Below are 16284 nucleotides of genomic sequence, written 5' to 3'. Positions count from 1 at the left end.
ATAGTAAAACGCTTTACATATATCCCACTAAGATAAATGTAAAGCGTTTACTAAAAGTTCATCGCTTTAAGAAAATCCTTATTCACATTATATCAAAATAAAGCGATGGAGGTCAATAAAATATAGAATAAATCAATCTTTTTACAGCTTGTATTGGGTATTAATGTTTTAACGATACTATTTAATTATATATATTTAAAAGTAATAATAACTAGATAATAAATACTAGTTTTATATAGAAATATATAAAAGAGTAGGATTGTTATAAGCTATATACTCCTGACAGAAGGGAGAAAAAAGACATGATGACTTTCATGAGAGAAAAAAAGATATATTGTGGTGATAAATATATGGAAGTAGATATATTTCCATATTCAAAAATGCAAAAAGAAATAAGTAAGGGTAAGAGGTCTAAGAAAAGGAAAGAAAGTGCTCCCAAACAAAAAAATCTAAATGATAAAAATTCAAGAAGATATTTCACACAATTAGTAAATTCTAATTTTGGTTTAGGAGATTATCATGTTACTGCGACATATAAAGATGAATTCTTACCAGAGACATTAGAAGATGCTGAGAGAGAAGTGACAAATTACTTACGCCGAATTAATTACAGAAGAGAAAAAGAAGGACTAATACCATTGGAGTATATACTTGTAACCGAGTATAACACAGAAGAAAATGGAGAAAAGCCGATAAGAATACATCATCATATTATTATAAATGGCGGTCTTAATAGAGATACAATAGAAGACCTCTGGAGCAGGAGAAGAAAAAAAGGTGAAAAGAAAGGTGAAAGCATAGGTTTTATAAATGTGGACAGATTGCAACCGGATGAAAATGGTGTTTCTGCATTATGTAGATATCTAACCAAAAGGCCTTGTAGCAAGAAAAGGTGGACTTCATCTCATAATCTTAAAAAACCATGGTATAGAAACAATGACCATAAATATAGAAGAAGAGAGATTGAGAAAATATGTAAAAGTATACCTGATAGCTACTATTGGGAGAAAAAATATCCGGGGTGGAAACTAGCAAATAATGACTACTCATTAAAAGCGGTATATAACGACATAACAGGGTGGTCTATATATTTAAAAATGATAAAACTAGAATGAAAATATACACAAGATGTTAACAGGTTATACACAGCTTATCAACATGAAAGGAGAACGTTATGAGGAAAAATGAATTACCAGTAGCAAGTGAAAGTGTAGAACAAATATGTTTATTTAGGTGGGCAGCATATGAAGAAGGAAAATATCCAGAATTAGCACTTATGCATCATATCCCTAATGGAGGAAAGCGAAATATTACCACGGCAAAAAGGTTAAAGCTGGAGGGCGTGAAGTCAGGTGTGCCAGATATTAGTTTGCCAGTTGCACGTAATGGCTTTCATGGACTGTATATAGAGCTTAAAAAGAAAAAAGGAAATGGAACTACAAAGAATCAAGATTGTTGGCTTAAATCTTTAAATGCCCAAGGATATTATGCAATAGTTTGTAAGGGATGGGAAGAAGCTTCAAAAGAAATATTAGATTATTTGGGAGAAGGTGAAATGATATGAAAGTAATATCTTTAATAAATTTAAAGGGTGGAGTGGGTAAAACTATAAGCTCTATAAATATAGCGTGTATATTAGCGTCAAAAGGGAATAGTGTTTTGATTATAGATAATGATAAACAGGGCAATACAAGCAAGTTTTTTAACGTGCATGATTATGATGAACCAGGTATATCTGAAGTACTTACAATAAAAGATTTTGATATAGAAAGAGTAATAAAAAATACAAAGTATAGCGGGTTGGATGTGATACAAGCAAATATGACTTTATTAAGGGCGAATAAAGAAGTATTGATGGATGTGTCCAGACCACAGCAAACAAGGTTAAAAAGAGCTTTAAAGAAAATTGAATACAAATATGATTATTGCGTTATAGATAATGCTCCGGATATAAATATGAGTATTATTAATGCCCTTGTTGCTAGTGATGATGTATTAGTACCGATAAAGGTGGACAAGTTTGCATTTGATGGGTTGGAGCAGCTTACCGAACAGATAGAAGAGGTTAAGGAATTTAATGAACATCTACAATTTAAAGGATGCTTTATAACTATGTTTAGGAAAAATAAAGTTAATATGCAGGGAGCGGAATGGATAAGGAATAATGGAAATTATCCTATGTTTAAAACCATTATAAGGAATACGGTAAAAGTAGATGAAACAACTTTTACAGGTCAATCGTTGCAAGAATATGCGAAAAATAGTACTGCGGCAAAAGATTATTTGTCTTTAGTAAATGAGTATCTGGAATGTGATTAAAAATAACCAGAGAGGAGGAAAAGGGAATTGAGTAAAAAGTTTAACATGGCTGATTTACTTAGTGATAAATCCAAAGGAAAAGAAGATGTTAAAGAGCCTAAAAGTATTGATAAAATAAATCAACCTAAAGTGGACCAAGTTTCTATAGAGGATATACCTATAAATAGAGATGTAACATTAATAGCAGCAGAAATTAACAATATAAAAGAGAAGACCAGAAAAATGGTCTTATACAATAGTATAGAAATTGGGAGACGGTTGGTTGAAGCAAAACAAATGTTGGCTCATGGAGAGTGGGGAAAATGGCTAAAAGAATCGGTGGATTATTCTCAGAGAACTGCAAATAACCTCATGAGAATATTTCAAGAATATGGAGCGGATCAGATTACACTTATTGGTGATAATTCAAAGTCGCAAGCGTTTGCCAATTTAAGCTATTCTCAGGCAATAGCTCTACTAGAAATACCAGAAGATGAAAGAGAAGGATTTATAGAAAAAAATGATGTAGAGAATATGTCAACGAGAGAGCTTCAAAAACTTATAAAAGAAAATCATAAATTAGAGAATAAGTTAAAAATGCTTCAAGAAGAAGCATCAAAGGAAAAAGTTCGCAATAAGGAGACATTGACTAATAAAGAAGTAGAAATTGAAAACCTTAGAATTTACATTAAAGAGAGTAAAGAAAAATTATTAGAAGCTCAATCTAGCAATGATAATGATGAAATTGAAAGACTTCAATTGTCTTTAGAAGAAACTCAAAATAAATTTCAAGATGCTTTGAAAGAAATAGATGAACTTAAAAAGGAATTAAATGAAAAGCCAATCGAAGTAGTTGCATCCGTTGAAAAAGTTCCTGAAGAAGTTGAAAAGGAACTTGAAGATCTTAGAGCAAGAGTTTCTACTAATGAACCAGCGATTAAATTCTCAATATACTTTAAAGAGTTTACTAAGACATTTGAAGCATTAATTAATACTTTATCGGAAATACGAGATGATAAAGCTAAAGAAAAATATAAAGAAGCGGTTTGTGATATTGTGGCTAAGATGAAAGAGGGCTTTTGAATGAGTAAAGAAATTAACAAAGAGGAGCTTATGCAAAAGCTAATAAAAACTTTTAATGATTTAATAGATTATGCAATGTATATGAAAATGGTAACTAAATTTGATGGAGGTATAAGAGATAACTTATTGTTAGATTCATGTGAAATAATTGCAAAAATAAAGGAGAGTGGTCTATTTGAAAAAGAAGGAATTAAATGAAAGGCAGCTAAATACATTAAGAAAGTTAATTTATAACCATATACATGAATTTTTAACTGATAAAGTAAAAGCAAATAAGACTTTTGAAAAGATAAAAAAATATGGAATAAAAACAATGCCAGAAGCGGTGGCACTCTATAAAGAGAATAGATCCTAAAGGTTTTGTTTTAATAAATGAAATAAATTTCAGTGGGAGGAGTTATAAATGGCAAAAGAAGTTGATATTTTAGAAATAGAATGTTGTCCATTTTGTGGAGAAAAGAAAGACTTAGAATTTTGGACGGATGATGGAATCGTTATCTGTAATAATTGTGGAAGAAATTTCAAAACTGTAGAAGATAATATTTAATATGCAAAATGATATTTTTGTGAATTAGTTAGACAAAATTGTTCTTTGAAAATTGAATAATACGGTATTAAGCAAATGATAGATATTAGCATATCAAAATATGTTATAATTTTCTTGTGTATAAAATTTACATGTGAGGTGTTTAATAAATGGAATTACATAAAGAAAATTTAAGTGATGAAGTTTTGAAGTTATATGAAGAAACGATAAAGAATTTAGATTCAGAAAGGTTACATGTAATAATGGAAAAGCCGCGTATTGGTAATGCTACAGCTCAATATATTCATGATGGTAAGGGCAATTTTAAAATATATATTACTCCAGAATCATATTCAGATTACATTTTTTCTCATGAATTGTTACATGTTTATATTACGGCTAATGGCATCTTACCTATATTAACTTCTTTTGATAAAAATGCTGATGAGACAAGTAAGTCTTTGGCAATATTATTAAATGATATAATTCAGCATAAGTGGATAATGAACGAGCAAAGACGTAGAAATATATTGGGTGAAAAAAACTTTTTAAATCTAAGCTTACTAATTTAATGAATATGTCATATAATGAGTCAAGCATAGCAAGTGAAAATTTTCATATGATAAATACTATATATGAATTTATTAATGACTATTGTGAACATATTAATAGCATTGAAGAAAGTTTAGGTAAAAAGTATCATTTATCATTAGCCTATGCAAAAGAATTATTTGAGGAGCAATCAAATTATGACGTAAGTTCTCCATTTTATGCTAGAAGGTATATTGTTAGAATTATTAACAAATGGATTGAGTGGTTTGCTAAAGATGGTGGACAGTACGATTTTTTAAAAAGGGAAATTGTTGTGAAACCAGTTTTTAGTGAAAGACAACTAAAAACAGGAGCAGAAGCTGTATTAGGCATGGACAGACGAAATGATGGCGTTTATTGTTTTTATACTAAAGTTGATAATCAAAGATGTTCACTAAATTTTACAGCTAATAATAATTTCTTGAATCATGAAAAATCTATGCTCTTAGGTCAGTTATTAGATGAAATAAAATTACCATATTATATAGATGATAGAAAGGGCAATTGGACTCGTAATAATTGCTAAATTTTATTTTATTAGAATACCGTATTATTCAGAAATGAATTTTGCGGTATTTTTTATATCGTAAAACAAATAGTTTACGTCCAGGAGGTGTTGAAAAAAGTGAAAACATTAACTATAAGACAACCTTGGGCTACGCTGATAGCCCTGGGTAAAAAGAAAATTGAAACTAGATCATGGAAAAGTAAATATCGTGGACCATTATTAATTCATGCTGGTAAAAGTATTGATAAAAAATCATGTTTAAGAGAACCAATTAAATCGACTTTAAAAAATCATGGATGCACAGAAAAGAATCTTCCAACAGGTTTAATTATTGCAAAATGTGAGCTTATTGATTGTATAAAAATGAAAGATTGGTTTTCAGATACTTCATTAAAAGTCATTAAAGCAACTCTTGAAAATGGTAAAGCAATAACGGGAAATGAATTAGAGCTTGGAGATTTTACTCCAGGTAGATATGCTTGGATTTTAGATAGAGTTGAATTACTTAAAAATCCAATACCTGCAAAGGGAAAATTAAGTTTATGGGAATATGAAGGTGATTTAAATGAGAGGCATTAAATTTAGGGGCAATTATCATGAACAAAAGTGTTAAGAATAAAAAGTATTTAAAATTAAATATCAAAAGAAATTTTACAAAACAAGATTTATTGTTTTTAAAGAAATATCCTGAGTTGTTTCCGATGTGTACAATTTTTGGAATAACTAAAAGAAAGATAGATTATATTTTTAAAGTTATTACTTATACAATGCATAAGCCAGGTAAAGCATATAGTGAAATAGAACTTGGCATAAGAATGATAATAGCGGCATATATACATGGACATTCTTTCCCTAAAAATAGTATAGGTGTATATTATCAAAAGTTATTTGAAAAAGCGGGTATAAAGATGCAGGATATTTTTAAATAACAAAATCGTAATGCTAGAGGTGACAATATGAAAAATCATATTAGAGATTACGCAACTGCTGCATTTAGGTTTTATGCTAAACAGAGTATGTCGGCAGATAAATACAAGAAAAAAATATATGATGAAGCATTAGAAGAGTATCAGAGGAAACAAAAGGGTAGCGGAGTAAGCTGTCCAACAGAAGCCGCAATAATGAGAGCGGAAAAAGCAGTTAACAAGAAGCTAGCAGAAATTAGAGATATGGAAGCTGTGGAGCTTACCATTTCAGAACTTAGAATTAAAACTCAGGGCAGAGCTATTGTACAAGCTATAAAGCTTGTTTATTTTAAAGATGTGGACAAGGAGTTAAAAAGAGGTGATATACATACTAGAGTACATGAAGCAGAGTTATATATTCCCGCCAGTGAAAGATGGATATATAACTGGCTAAGAGAAGCAAGAAAGTTGTTTGCAGAAAAAAGAGGACTAAGAATATAAAAGTTTTTGAAAAGTGTGCAGTAATGAAGCCATTTAAAGTAGTATACTAAGTATAGTAGAAATTCATTTATACAGAGATTTGTAGAGCACTTAGTTAAAAGCTAGGTGCTTTTCTTATGCTTAATTATTTGTTGTCATGTACTTTAATTAAAAAATATAAAGAGGAAAACTAAATGGACACAGTACAGTTAGTAAAATGGATTAATGCTTTAATAAGGCAACATAATATAAAAGCTTTTTATAATTCTAAACTTTGGAAATGTGTAAGGATTAAAGCATTAGAGAGAGATAACAATGAGTGTCAGAAGTGTAAAGCTAAAGGATTGTATAGTGAAGCTCAATGTGTACATCATAAGGAACATTTGAAGAAACATCCAGAGCTTGCGTTAACATTAAGTAATTTAACTTCATTGTGTAATAGTTGCCATGATGAAGAACATCCAGAAAAATTTTATCGTAAACGAAAACCTCAATTGAATAAAGAAAGATGGTGATTATATGGATATGCTATATGAATGTTTAGAATGTGCCAGCCAAGAGATTGTAAGAGTTTCAAATCATAGAAGAATGTGTAAGAAATGTGGGGGACATTTAATTCTTATAGGCTATGTTGGAATAGATTTAGCAAGTGGCAGAGACAAAACAACACACCCCCCGGTCAAAAAAATGGAAAAATCTTGAGCTTTGGGAGAACGGGATATAGGGACGACAAGATGTCTGCCTCGCGCGCGTGAAGAAAAATTGGCCTATATATGACATAAATTTACATTTAAAGGGAGGGATAAAAAGTATGGCTAGTGCTAAGAAAATCAAGGAATCTTTAATAAAACAGCTTGAAGATAAAAGTGCAAATGTAGAGCATTTTTTAGGGTTAATTGATGATTATATTTGGTATTTTAATCAGGAAAAATTAATGCAAAAGGATGTGAAAAAGCGAGGATATACCTATGAAACTATTTCTGCATCTGGCAAAGAATATGAAAAAGATAATCCCTCCGTCAAAAACGCAGTACTTTACAATAAACAAAAATTAGCAATTCTAAAAGAGCTGGAACTGACTACAGAAAATGTTGTAAGTGATGATGAGGATGAACTCTAAACTTATACCAGAAATACAAAATTATATTGACTTAGTTCGAAGTGGAACAATAGCAATATGTAAAGAACAGTTTCAGTTATGCGATTATGTTGAAAAATGTTTTGAAGAAGAAAATCTCTTTGTTGATGAAGATCTTCTCCATAAATATTTAAGTTTACAGAAATACTTTCCATTTGATTTATATGAATGGGAAGTATTTTGCTTTACTCTCCATAATTGTACTTACTCAAAGCCAGGTATTTTAAGATGGCCAGATTTATTCATTTATGTTGGAAGGGGTTCTGGCAAAAATGGATACTTATCTTTTGAAGATTTTTGCTTGATATCTGAATATAACAAAATTAAAAATTATGACATTGATATTTGTGCCAATGCAGAGGATCAGGCCAAGACTTCTTTTGATGATGTATATAACGTTCTTGAAGATAATGAAAGAAAATTAAAAAAACACTTTTACTGGAACAAAGAATATATACAGAATCTGAGAACAAAATCTAAACTAAGGTTTAGAACTTCTAATGCTAAAACAAAAGATGGTGGAAGACCAGGCAAAATTGATTTTGATGAATATCACCAATATGAAGATTATAAAACTATTAATGTTTTTAAAACTGGCCTTGGTAAAAAGAAAAACCCACGAACTACAATAACTACTACAGATGGTGATGTTAGAGGTGGACCACTTGATAATATAAAAGCTCGTGCGCTTAGAATTCTAAATGAACGAAATGGTGATAATGGTTTATTGCCATTTATATGTAGGCTTGATGATGAAAAAGAAGTTGATAACCCTAAAATGTGGGATAAGGCAAATCCTACTTTGCACTATAGGGAAGAGTTATTTAGAGAAATAAAAAAGGAATATATTGATTATACAGAAGACCCTATTAGTAATAGCTCTTTTATGACAAAAAGAATGAATATTCCTAAAGGAAATAAGGATGTTGAAGTTACTTCATGGGATAATATTTTAGCTACTAATCAACCTATTCCAGACCTTACAGGATGTACTTGTATCGCTGGAATTGACTATGCGTATACTACAGATTTTGTTGTAGCGGGGTTGCTATTCAAATACAAAGGTAAATATTATTGGATTACTCATACTTGGGTGTGTAAAAAATGTAATGACCTTGGAAGAATAAAAGCACCGCTTGAAGAATGGGAAACTGAAAAAGGTGGGAAACTACTTACTTTTATAAACGATGTAGAAATAGCACCCTCAATTCCTGCGGAATGGCTTTCAGAACAGGGACAAAAATATAATATAACTACTCTAGGTATGGATAATTACAGATATACACTACTTGCTAAAGCTCTTAGAGAAGTTGGATTTGATACAGACAAACAGGGAGCAAATAATATAAAACTCACAAGGCCAAGTAACCAGATGTTAGTTGCTCCAACTATAAACAGCTTGTTTGTAAATCATAATATTGTATATGGTGATAATCCTTTGATGCGTTGGTATACAAATAACACATGTAAACATCCTGAAAAGTATGACAATATGACTTATGGTAAGATAGAACCTAAGTCGAGGAAAACAGATGGATTTATGGCTTTTATAGCTGCAATGTGTGCTGGTGGAGTTGGACTTGAAGATAGCGGGGAAGAGGTCGATTTCGATATAGGAGTTTATACTTATTAAGAAAGAGGGTGAAATGAAGGAAAGAGGTGTCACCAAACTTAAAAATATAAAAAATTTAAAGTGAAGTTAAGTCTTAGAAATAAGACTTTTTTATTTTGCATTGAAAGAAGGTGATTGATAGATTGGGGTTTTGGGAGTGGACTAAACGTTTCTTTGGACCTGACAAAGACGAAATTTATGTTACACAAAAGGCTATAGAACAGAGCAATAAACTAAACATAGAAAGGTTTGGAATTGTAATGGCCATTAATTTTATTGCAAATGCTGTAAGCAAATGTGAATTTAAAACCTTTTTAAACGGTAAAGAAGTAAAAGGTGATGAATATTATCTGTGGAATATAGAACCAAATTTAAATGAAAGTTCTACACAGTTTTCACAAAGACTTATATCTAATTTGCTTTTTTATGGTGAAGCTTTGGTTATAGATGTAAATGGTCAGCTGCTTGTAGCAGATAGTTTCAATCAAGTTGAATATGCAGTAGTAGAAAATTATTTTACAGATGTATCTGTGAAGACAATGAATTTTAGCAGAACCTTTAAGATGTCTGAGGTTATGTATTTTAGGCTGAATGATACCAATATACGTACATTATTAACTGACTTGGTGAATGGCTATGAAGAACTAAATAATATGGCAGAGGGCAAATATAAACGCAGTGGTGGCAGAAAGGGAATTGTTCATTTAAACAAACCAGCTAATGGAGATAAAGAATTTCAAAAGAAAGTTGATGATTTATTTAAAAATCAGTTTAAAGAATACTTTGAAGCTGAAAATGCAGTTATACATTTGTATAGTGGTATGGAATATGCGGAGCAACAGGATACCTCAGCTAAGAAAAGTACATCCGAAATAACAGATATCCAAAATATAACCAAAGAAGCTTTTGACAGGATAGCACAAGCCTTTAGAATACCACCATCTTTATTAAGAGGAGATATAGCGGATATAGAAAAGATTACAGATAATTTTTTAAGCTTCTGTATAGATCCTCTAGTAACAATTATAGGTGAGGAAGCCACCCGTAAAAGATATGGAAAACAAGCTTTTATAAATGGGTCCTATATAAAAGTAGATACAACATGTATTCGCCACATAGATATATTTAATATAAGTGAGGCTTTTGACAAGCTTATTGCTAGTGGAGGTTATTCTATAGATGACTTGAGAATAAAAGCAGGTGATACACCTTTGAATACAGATTGGAGTAAAAGGCATTGGATAACTAAAAATTATCAAGATGTAAATACAATTGAAGGAGGTGATAAATGATGTCAAAACCAATTTTTTTAATAAAACAAGCAGCTGAACCAAATACATTGGAACTTTATATTTATGACTATGTGCAGAGTGATGGTGTGGATTGGTGGACTGGTGAAACTATACAAAGTGAAACGTCTGCTAATTATATAAAAGATCAGCTTGAACAGGCAGGCGACAACATAACTAACATTAATATTTATATAAACAGTTATGGCGGTGAAGTGAAAGAAGGATTAGGAATTTACAATATTTTAAAGAGGCATCCGGCACAAAAAACAGTGTATGTTGATGGATTTGCGTGTTCTATAGCTTCTGTCATAGCAATGGTAGGAGATAAAGTTATTATGGGTCCAAATACTTTAATGATGATACATCATGCAGCTATGGGCATGTTTGGAAATGCTGACGAACTTAGAAAAGCGGCAAATGATGTTGATGTAATAGACAAGGCAAGTTGTTCAAGCTATCTTACAAAGGCTGGTGATAAGTTAGATGAAGCAACATTAAATCAACTTTTAGATGCTCAAACCTGGCTCAATGCTGAACAATGTGTCCAATATGGACTTGCTGATGAAATAGCAGGAAAAGAAGATCCACAGATAACAGCAGCACAACAGAGGTTTGAACAATCTTTGAAGGAACAGATTACACAAATGCAAAATAAAATTGAGGTACCAAAGCAATTTACAAAACAGAAGACTAATGCCGAAAAAATGATGGCAATATTTAAAAAGAAAATGGAGGAGAAATAATATGGCAATGAAAAGTAAAGATTTAATACAACAGGAATTAAAACAAAATTTGGCGGATGCATTTAAATCCGAAGATCCTGATGCTATAACACAAGCTTTCACTAATTTTGCTGAGACTGTACAGCAGAATGTACTTGAAGAATATAACACGTATCAGAAAACACAGGATTCTAATATTTTAGCTAAAAGAGGCATACATCAACTAACTTCTCAAGAAGAAAAATATTATCAAGTTTTTATAAATGCGGCAACTTCTAGTAATCCTAAACAATCTATAGCTGATATTGATGTAGCCTTTCCGGAGACAATAATTGATAATATCTTAGATGATATAACAACATCACATCCGTTATTAGATCAAATAACTTTTACTAATACTACTATACTGACTAAAATGCTTGTAAATAAACAAGGTTCTCAACTAGCCGCATGGGGTGCTTTAAACTCTGCAATAACTAAAGAACTTGAAGGAGCTATTGGAAAAATAGATTTAACTATTTGCAAATTAACTGCCTATATGCCTATAAGTAAAGATATGCTCAATGTAGGACCAACATGGATAGATGCGTATGTAAGAGGAACATTAAGCGAAGCTATAGCTCTTGCGCTAGAAACAGCTATTATAGATGGTACCGGCAAGGATGAACCTATAGGAATGGATAGAAGTGTTGCAGATGATGTAACTGTAACAGGTGGAGTATACCCAAAGAAAACTGCAAAAGTATTAACAGCATTTGATCCAGTTTCATATGGTGCTATATTGGGACAACTTTCTAAAGCACCTAATGGCAAAACAAGGCCAATTACAAATGTGCTTTTAGTTGTAAATCCTTCGGATTATTTTACTAAGATTTTTCCAGCAACAACTGTAAGAGCTGCGGACGGAACTTACAGCCATGATGTATTTCCGTTTCCTACTACTGTTATACAATCTCCAGCGGTTGCTGCCAATGAGGCTGTTGTGGGAATAGCAAATAAATATTTCATGGGCTTAGGTTCAGGCGAAAGAGGCGGTAAAATAGAATATTCTGATGAATTTAAGTTTTTAGATGATGAAAGAGTTTATTTAACTAGGATGTATGGTAATGGCAGGGCACTTGATGATAATGCTTTTATATTGCTTGATATAAGTAATATTGAACCAGCTACACTACAAGTATCAGTAAACAATGTTGTTAAAACTAAAGAGCAGGCTTAATTGAGGTGATTTAAATGGCTGATACAATTGGGGTAGAAAAATTATTATCGGAAGTAAAATCATATCTTCATATAACTTGGAAGGATGATAATACGGACAATAATTTAAAAGGTTTCATAAGTAGAGGTATGGCACGTTTACAAGATATTGCAGGTGTGCCTTCTCTTGATTTTATAACACATGACCAGCCGAAGTCTCTACTTTTAGATTATTGCAGGTATGCAAATAGCCAGGCTCTTGAAATGTTTGAAAAGAACTTTGAAAGTGAGCTTCTTGATTTGCACCTGCAGTACCAGCTTAAAGAACCCCAAAAGTTGATGACTGTCTCTATAGCAGGAACAATGGCGGGACACACAAAGATAATTGTATCACCTGGACTTGATGATGGCGACAGCTATGTATACAAATTGGGTGCAGAGCTTACTCCCCCTGGCTATTTTGATATATGTAATTTTGTAAATGGATATTTAATATGGGATGGAAGTTCTGAAATTGAAGTTACTTCAGGTGATGAAATTTTAATAGTTGAAGTAGATGAAAATAATAAGGCAATTCGAGCAGGAAAAACAGATGTAACAGTGGGGTGATGGTATGAAAATAAAAACACCTACTAATTTTGTCTCTTTTAGTGATGGTGTCTGTAGTATTTATAGTGAGGATGATGATGGAAACAAAAATAACAAGTATGAGAATCTTGGCTTTACTAAGTGTGTTTTAGGTCTTACAAGATTTTTTCAGGCTGATGCTAATCAAATGAAAGTAGATAAGGTAATAAAAATACCGCAGCTTGACAATATAGATACCTATGACCATGCAACTATTGATAGTGTGGATTATGATATTATGATAATTCAGGATAAATATGATACTAACCCTCCTAGCAGAGATTTAACATTGAAAGTGAGATGATGTGAATGAGTGTTGATGTTGAACTTACTGGAATATCTGAACTTATTGAAAAACTTCAAGCTACAAATGCTAAATTTAATAGTGTTGAAAATAAGGCGTTAAAAGCTGGAGCACGGCCTATACTTGATGATATGAAAACAACTAAAGCATTTAAAGATAGAAGCGGTGATTTAAGAGATGATTTATCTATTGGAAGTATAAGAAGTAAAAATGGGATTAAATCTATACAGATAGGTATTGATAAAAATGATATATCAGCAGTTTACTATGGTAAATTTATAGAATTTGGTAGTAGCCATGAAGTGGCTAAACCATTTATACAGCCTGCTTATGAAAGACATAAGAAGGAAGCGGTGGAGATTATTAAAGAAGAGATAAGGCAGGCTTTAAAATGAATGATATAGAAAGTATTTTAAAATCTATAGGTGCTCCAATTAAGCACTTGTTTTATACAGGCCGGGAAGACCCTTATATAACATACCAGTTCTACAATGAATATGGTAAAGTTTTTGCAGAGGATAAAGAGGTAGTAACAGCGTATTCGGTTCAGATAAATATTTTTACAAAAGGCAAACTTGAAGATTTATACAAGCAGGTTTTAGATCTTATGATTGTAGCGGGTTGGTGCCGAACTTATGCGACTGAAGACTATGAAACTGACACAAAGCTTAACCACAAAATAATAAGATTTAAGTACACAGAGGAACATTGATAGAAATGTTCTTTTTTATTTGTAAAATGAAATGAAAGATTTAATTAAAAAATGAGGAGGAATAATAATGAGTAAGCATAGTGGACAAGTAGGATTAAAGAATTTAGTTTATGCAAAGATGCATGAGGATGGGATAACATACGATGCGCCTAAAATATTAAGTCCTGCAATACAAGCTAAAATAACTCCAAAAACTAACACTGCTACACAGTATGCTGATGATAAGTCAGTTGAAAATGCAACTACATTAGGTGAAATAGATGTTGAATTGCAGACACAGGATGTACCTTTACAATCTCAAGCAGATTTACTAGGACACACTATAGATAGTAAAGGAGTATTAGTTCATAGTGGAAATGATAATGCTCCATATGTAGCGATAGGGTTTAAATCTCTTAAGGGAGATAATACTTATAGATTTATATGGCTTTTAAAGGGAAAATTTGAAGAAATAACAGAGGAATATAAAACTAAATCTGATAAAGTTGATTTTGCCACTCCATCTCTTAAGGCCACATTTGTTACAAGGGATGATGATAACTGGAAATTTATTGCTGATGAAAACAATGGTATGGATAATGATGTAATGGAACATTGGTTTGATGCAGTATACCAGCCTAATATAGATAATACTCCTCTTTCTATTGAGACCAATCCAACAGACGGAGCTACAGGAGTTGCAGCAACTAGTGGTGTTAACTTTGTATTTAGTAAAGCAATAAATTCATATACTGTAAATGATTCGTCAGCATTTTTAATTAAAGCTGATGGTACTATAATAGATTCTACTATAGTAATAAGCACAGATGCTAAGACAGTAACATTGAAACCTAAGAGCACTTTGGATGCGGGAAATTATGTTGCAATAGCAACAAAAGCTATTAAAACTGCACAAGGGTCAGCTCCTGCAAATAATGTTGTAGTTAATTTTGCAGTATAGATGATACAACCTTGTTAGGGTGACTTCTTAACTTACAGGTAATTATATAGGATAAATGTCCAATGGAGGTAAATTAAATGAAAGATATAAAAATTATAAAAATAAAGTTAAATGATAAAGAATATATTATGCCACGTCCAAAAGCAAGGGTTATAAGGGATACTCTTGCTTTTTTAAATGATACTAAGATAAATTATGCTAATGTAAAGCCGGAAGATCTAGACAAAATTGCTGAGTATATATGTGATACATTTGGAAAACAGTTTAGTATAGATGACGTATATGACGGTTTAGATGCTAAAGACATAAAACCTAAATTTGATGAGTGTGTAAATGCAGTAATATCAAATTTAGGTTTACATTTAAATAAAATCCCAAACAGCGAAACTCCGGAGGAAAAAGAAAAATAACTCTGGAGGATTTTATAAAAGAAATATACTTGGATAGATTAACGGCTGGTGAGTCTATGGAATCAATAGATAACATGGACTTTTTTTATTATATAGATTTACTTATATATAAAATAAATAAAGATGAAGAAAGAGAAGTAAATAAAACCACTATTGAGAATTTAATATAAGATATCTGAAAAAATAGTAATAAATATTTTGATTGATGAAAAAGATATAGCACGAAACTCATAGAAACATTGTGCCATATGGAAAACATACTCTTATTTTGGTATTATAGAAATATATACTAAATTTAGGGGGGACACATTATGAAAAAAAGAATAATTATGGAAGCTGTAGGTGCTATCTTAATTTTTATTGTTGGTTATTTTATAGGGGATGCAACGGCTATAAATAGAGTAAATAAAACTATTAATACTAAGGTGTCTAGTCAGACATCTCAAAAGTCAACTTCTCAGGATAATACTGAACCGAAAGAAGAACAAAAACAAAAGATGTATAAACTAGGGGAAGAAGGCACGTCAGGTAACTGGAGTATAAAAGTTTTAGAGGCACAGGAAGCGTCTACAATACAAAGCGGTGATGGGTCAGATAATAAAACAACACAGCAAAAATTTATAATAATTAAGCTTCAGATGACTAATATTTCTCAGGCAGCAGTTCAATATAGTGATGATGAGTTTGCATTAGTCAATACCAAAGATAAAAAGCAATATGAAATAAATGGAGATGATTCGCTTACTGCTAATCAAGTAGAGACTATATATAGGAAAAATTCAAACTTTTTCTTAGGTATCGATAGTCTTAACCCTAGTACTCCAAAACAAACATATTTAGTTTTTGAAGTACCTAAAAATTTTGATTTACAAAATGCAGTTTTAGTTCATATGAGCAATAGCAAGGCGACAGGGTTTCATTTAAAATAAAAAATAATTT

27 protein-coding genes are annotated in these 16284 nt (G+C 31.4%); all 27 read left to right on the top strand.

All coding sequences use genetic code 11. The annotated features are described in order from the left end of the window. Nucleotides 1-314: 314 nt before the first annotated feature. Complete coding sequence (locus CLCOS_RS04175; RefSeq protein WP_242872325.1) at nucleotides 315-1115, top strand: rolling circle replication-associated protein; 801 nt, start codon at nucleotides 315-317, stop codon at nucleotides 1113-1115. Nucleotides 1116-1174: 59 nt separating this feature from the next. Next, on the top strand, nucleotides 1175-1564 hold the full coding sequence (locus tag CLCOS_RS04170; protein WP_063600492.1) for a VRR-NUC domain-containing protein: 390 nt from the start codon (nucleotides 1175-1177) through the stop codon (nucleotides 1562-1564). Then, nucleotides 1561-2319 (top strand): ParA family protein, encoded by a 759-nt coding sequence (locus CLCOS_RS04165; RefSeq protein ID WP_063600491.1) that lies wholly within the window; start codon nucleotides 1561-1563, stop codon nucleotides 2317-2319. The genes CLCOS_RS04170 and CLCOS_RS04165 overlap by 4 nt, the downstream gene beginning before the upstream one ends. 27 nt (nucleotides 2320-2346) lie before the next feature. After that, nucleotides 2347-3381: a DUF3102 domain-containing protein gene (locus tag CLCOS_RS04160; protein ID WP_204524434.1), complete on the top strand. Its 1035-nt coding sequence runs from the start codon at nucleotides 2347-2349 to the stop codon at nucleotides 3379-3381. Then, nucleotides 3382-3579, top strand: a complete 198-nt coding sequence (locus CLCOS_RS04155) for a hypothetical protein (RefSeq protein WP_063600490.1) — start codon at nucleotides 3382-3384, stop codon at nucleotides 3577-3579. It abuts the gene before it with no gap. Then, nucleotides 3557-3736, top strand: coding sequence for a hypothetical protein (locus CLCOS_RS04150; RefSeq protein WP_063600489.1), 180 nt, complete (start codon nucleotides 3557-3559; stop codon nucleotides 3734-3736). The genes CLCOS_RS04155 and CLCOS_RS04150 overlap by 23 nt, the downstream gene beginning before the upstream one ends. A 48-nt stretch (nucleotides 3737-3784) precedes the next feature. After that, a complete protein-coding gene (locus tag CLCOS_RS22280) occupies nucleotides 3785-3928 on the top strand; it encodes a hypothetical protein (protein ID WP_156496363.1) in 144 nt (47 codons plus the stop codon). Between the two features lie 149 nt (nucleotides 3929-4077). Next, nucleotides 4078-4479: a hypothetical protein gene (locus CLCOS_RS04145; RefSeq protein WP_063600488.1), complete on the top strand. Its 402-nt coding sequence runs from the start codon at nucleotides 4078-4080 to the stop codon at nucleotides 4477-4479. After that, nucleotides 4479-5024: a hypothetical protein gene (locus CLCOS_RS04140; protein WP_063600487.1), complete on the top strand. Its 546-nt coding sequence runs from the start codon at nucleotides 4479-4481 to the stop codon at nucleotides 5022-5024. The genes CLCOS_RS04145 and CLCOS_RS04140 overlap by 1 nt, the downstream gene beginning before the upstream one ends. Before the next feature lie 99 nt (nucleotides 5025-5123). Beyond that, nucleotides 5124-5585 carry an ASCH domain-containing protein gene (locus tag CLCOS_RS04135; protein WP_063600486.1) on the top strand — a complete coding sequence of 154 codons (462 nt, stop codon included), beginning with the start codon at nucleotides 5124-5126 and terminating at the stop codon, nucleotides 5583-5585. Between the two features lie 17 nt (nucleotides 5586-5602). Next, nucleotides 5603-5935 (top strand): hypothetical protein, encoded by a 333-nt coding sequence (locus CLCOS_RS04130; RefSeq protein WP_063600485.1) that lies wholly within the window; start codon nucleotides 5603-5605, stop codon nucleotides 5933-5935. Between the two features lie 27 nt (nucleotides 5936-5962). Further along, nucleotides 5963-6412 (top strand): hypothetical protein, encoded by a 450-nt coding sequence (locus CLCOS_RS04125; protein ID WP_063600484.1) that lies wholly within the window; start codon nucleotides 5963-5965, stop codon nucleotides 6410-6412. A 173-nt stretch (nucleotides 6413-6585) separates the two neighbouring features. Continuing rightward, on the top strand, nucleotides 6586-6906 hold the full coding sequence (locus CLCOS_RS04120) for an HNH endonuclease (protein ID WP_063600483.1): 321 nt from the start codon (nucleotides 6586-6588) through the stop codon (nucleotides 6904-6906). A gap of 4 nt (nucleotides 6907-6910) precedes the next feature. Continuing rightward, nucleotides 6911-7093: a hypothetical protein gene (locus CLCOS_RS04115; RefSeq protein ID WP_063600482.1), complete on the top strand. Its 183-nt coding sequence runs from the start codon at nucleotides 6911-6913 to the stop codon at nucleotides 7091-7093. A 109-nt stretch (nucleotides 7094-7202) separates the two neighbouring features. Beyond that, on the top strand, nucleotides 7203-7511 hold the full coding sequence (locus tag CLCOS_RS04110) for a P27 family phage terminase small subunit (protein ID WP_063600481.1): 309 nt from the start codon (nucleotides 7203-7205) through the stop codon (nucleotides 7509-7511). Next, a complete protein-coding gene (locus tag CLCOS_RS04105; RefSeq protein ID WP_153042905.1) occupies nucleotides 7501-9162 on the top strand; it encodes a terminase TerL endonuclease subunit in 1662 nt (553 codons plus the stop codon). Before CLCOS_RS04110 ends, CLCOS_RS04105 begins: the two co-directional genes overlap by 11 nt. Nucleotides 9163-9284: 122 nt before the next feature. Then, the gene (locus tag CLCOS_RS04100; RefSeq protein ID WP_063600479.1) at nucleotides 9285-10433 is read left to right on the top strand and encodes a phage portal protein; all 1149 of its coding nucleotides are present in this window, start codon (nucleotides 9285-9287) and stop codon (nucleotides 10431-10433) included. After that, nucleotides 10433-11176 (top strand): head maturation protease, ClpP-related, encoded by a 744-nt coding sequence (locus CLCOS_RS04095; protein ID WP_063600478.1) that lies wholly within the window; start codon nucleotides 10433-10435, stop codon nucleotides 11174-11176. The genes CLCOS_RS04100 and CLCOS_RS04095 overlap by 1 nt, the downstream gene beginning before the upstream one ends. 1 nt (nucleotide 11177) lies before the next feature. Further along, complete coding sequence (locus CLCOS_RS04090) at nucleotides 11178-12374, top strand: phage major capsid protein (RefSeq protein WP_242866891.1); 1197 nt, start codon at nucleotides 11178-11180, stop codon at nucleotides 12372-12374. Nucleotides 12375-12388: 14 nt separating this feature from the next. Continuing rightward, nucleotides 12389-12961 (top strand): hypothetical protein, encoded by a 573-nt coding sequence (locus tag CLCOS_RS22275; protein WP_063600477.1) that lies wholly within the window; start codon nucleotides 12389-12391, stop codon nucleotides 12959-12961. Between the two features lie 4 nt (nucleotides 12962-12965). Continuing rightward, the gene (locus CLCOS_RS04080; protein ID WP_063600476.1) at nucleotides 12966-13283 is read left to right on the top strand and encodes a hypothetical protein; all 318 of its coding nucleotides are present in this window, start codon (nucleotides 12966-12968) and stop codon (nucleotides 13281-13283) included. 5 nt (nucleotides 13284-13288) lie between these two features. Then, complete coding sequence (locus tag CLCOS_RS04075; RefSeq protein ID WP_063600475.1) at nucleotides 13289-13678, top strand: HK97-gp10 family putative phage morphogenesis protein; 390 nt, start codon at nucleotides 13289-13291, stop codon at nucleotides 13676-13678. Continuing rightward, nucleotides 13675-13995 (top strand): hypothetical protein, encoded by a 321-nt coding sequence (locus CLCOS_RS04070; protein ID WP_063600474.1) that lies wholly within the window; start codon nucleotides 13675-13677, stop codon nucleotides 13993-13995. The genes CLCOS_RS04075 and CLCOS_RS04070 overlap by 4 nt, the downstream gene beginning before the upstream one ends. Before the next feature lie 67 nt (nucleotides 13996-14062). Continuing rightward, the gene (locus CLCOS_RS04065; RefSeq protein WP_063600473.1) at nucleotides 14063-14935 is read left to right on the top strand and encodes a major tail protein; all 873 of its coding nucleotides are present in this window, start codon (nucleotides 14063-14065) and stop codon (nucleotides 14933-14935) included. Between the two features lie 77 nt (nucleotides 14936-15012). Continuing rightward, a complete protein-coding gene (gpG, locus tag CLCOS_RS04060; protein WP_082853501.1) occupies nucleotides 15013-15345 on the top strand; it encodes a phage tail assembly chaperone G in 333 nt (110 codons plus the stop codon). Between the two features lie 29 nt (nucleotides 15346-15374). Further along, nucleotides 15375-15515, top strand: coding sequence for a hypothetical protein (locus CLCOS_RS22645; RefSeq protein ID WP_156496362.1), 141 nt, complete (start codon nucleotides 15375-15377; stop codon nucleotides 15513-15515). A 141-nt stretch (nucleotides 15516-15656) separates the two neighbouring features. After that, nucleotides 15657-16274 (top strand): DUF4352 domain-containing protein, encoded by a 618-nt coding sequence (locus CLCOS_RS04055; RefSeq protein WP_082853500.1) that lies wholly within the window; start codon nucleotides 15657-15659, stop codon nucleotides 16272-16274. The last annotated feature ends 10 nt before the right edge of the window (nucleotides 16275-16284 follow it).

The sequence above is a fragment of the Clostridium coskatii genome (genome assembly GCF_001675205.1).
GTDB lineage: Bacteria > Bacillota > Clostridia > Clostridiales > Clostridiaceae > Clostridium_B > Clostridium_B ljungdahlii.
The sequence above is the reverse complement of the archived record's forward strand: the minus strand, read 5'-3'. Positions and strand labels throughout refer to the sequence as shown.

What these genes read in the sequence shown, in the direction of transcription:
- CLCOS_RS04145 (WP_063600488.1), top strand. Translation starts at nt 4,078, where the DNA reads ATGGAATTACATAAAGAAAATTTAAGTGATGAAGTTTTGAAGTTATAT.
- CLCOS_RS04090 (WP_242866891.1), top strand. Translation starts at nt 11,178, where the DNA reads ATGGCAATGAAAAGTAAAGATTTAATACAACAGGAATTAAAACAAAAT.
- CLCOS_RS04105 (WP_153042905.1), top strand. Translation starts at nt 7,501, where the DNA reads ATGAACTCTAAACTTATACCAGAAATACAAAATTATATTGACTTAGTT.
- CLCOS_RS04080 (WP_063600476.1), top strand. Translation starts at nt 12,966, where the DNA reads ATGAAAATAAAAACACCTACTAATTTTGTCTCTTTTAGTGATGGTGTC.
- CLCOS_RS22275 (WP_063600477.1), top strand. Translation starts at nt 12,389, where the DNA reads ATGGCTGATACAATTGGGGTAGAAAAATTATTATCGGAAGTAAAATCA.
- CLCOS_RS04125 (WP_063600484.1), top strand. Translation starts at nt 5,963, where the DNA reads ATGAAAAATCATATTAGAGATTACGCAACTGCTGCATTTAGGTTTTAT.
- CLCOS_RS04055 (WP_082853500.1), top strand. Translation starts at nt 15,657, where the DNA reads ATGAAAAAAAGAATAATTATGGAAGCTGTAGGTGCTATCTTAATTTTT.
- CLCOS_RS04065 (WP_063600473.1), top strand. Translation starts at nt 14,063, where the DNA reads ATGAGTAAGCATAGTGGACAAGTAGGATTAAAGAATTTAGTTTATGCA.
- CLCOS_RS04175 (WP_242872325.1), top strand. Translation starts at nt 315, where the DNA reads ATGAGAGAAAAAAAGATATATTGTGGTGATAAATATATGGAAGTAGAT.
- CLCOS_RS04140 (WP_063600487.1), top strand. Translation starts at nt 4,479, where the DNA reads ATGAATATGTCATATAATGAGTCAAGCATAGCAAGTGAAAATTTTCAT.
- CLCOS_RS04165 (WP_063600491.1), top strand. Translation starts at nt 1,561, where the DNA reads ATGAAAGTAATATCTTTAATAAATTTAAAGGGTGGAGTGGGTAAAACT.
- CLCOS_RS04115 (WP_063600482.1), top strand. Translation starts at nt 6,911, where the DNA reads ATGGATATGCTATATGAATGTTTAGAATGTGCCAGCCAAGAGATTGTA.
- CLCOS_RS04070 (WP_063600474.1), top strand. Translation starts at nt 13,675, where the DNA reads ATGAATGATATAGAAAGTATTTTAAAATCTATAGGTGCTCCAATTAAG.
- CLCOS_RS22280 (WP_156496363.1), top strand. Translation starts at nt 3,785, where the DNA reads ATGGCAAAAGAAGTTGATATTTTAGAAATAGAATGTTGTCCATTTTGT.
- CLCOS_RS04095 (WP_063600478.1), top strand. Translation starts at nt 10,433, where the DNA reads ATGTCAAAACCAATTTTTTTAATAAAACAAGCAGCTGAACCAAATACA.
- gpG (WP_082853501.1), top strand. Translation starts at nt 15,013, where the DNA reads ATGAAAGATATAAAAATTATAAAAATAAAGTTAAATGATAAAGAATAT.
- CLCOS_RS04155 (WP_063600490.1), top strand. Translation starts at nt 3,382, where the DNA reads ATGAGTAAAGAAATTAACAAAGAGGAGCTTATGCAAAAGCTAATAAAA.
- CLCOS_RS04170 (WP_063600492.1), top strand. Translation starts at nt 1,175, where the DNA reads ATGAGGAAAAATGAATTACCAGTAGCAAGTGAAAGTGTAGAACAAATA.
- CLCOS_RS04120 (WP_063600483.1), top strand. Translation starts at nt 6,586, where the DNA reads ATGGACACAGTACAGTTAGTAAAATGGATTAATGCTTTAATAAGGCAA.
- CLCOS_RS04110 (WP_063600481.1), top strand. Translation starts at nt 7,203, where the DNA reads ATGGCTAGTGCTAAGAAAATCAAGGAATCTTTAATAAAACAGCTTGAA.
- CLCOS_RS04075 (WP_063600475.1), top strand. Translation starts at nt 13,289, where the DNA reads ATGAGTGTTGATGTTGAACTTACTGGAATATCTGAACTTATTGAAAAA.
- CLCOS_RS04130 (WP_063600485.1), top strand. Translation starts at nt 5,603, where the DNA reads ATGAACAAAAGTGTTAAGAATAAAAAGTATTTAAAATTAAATATCAAA.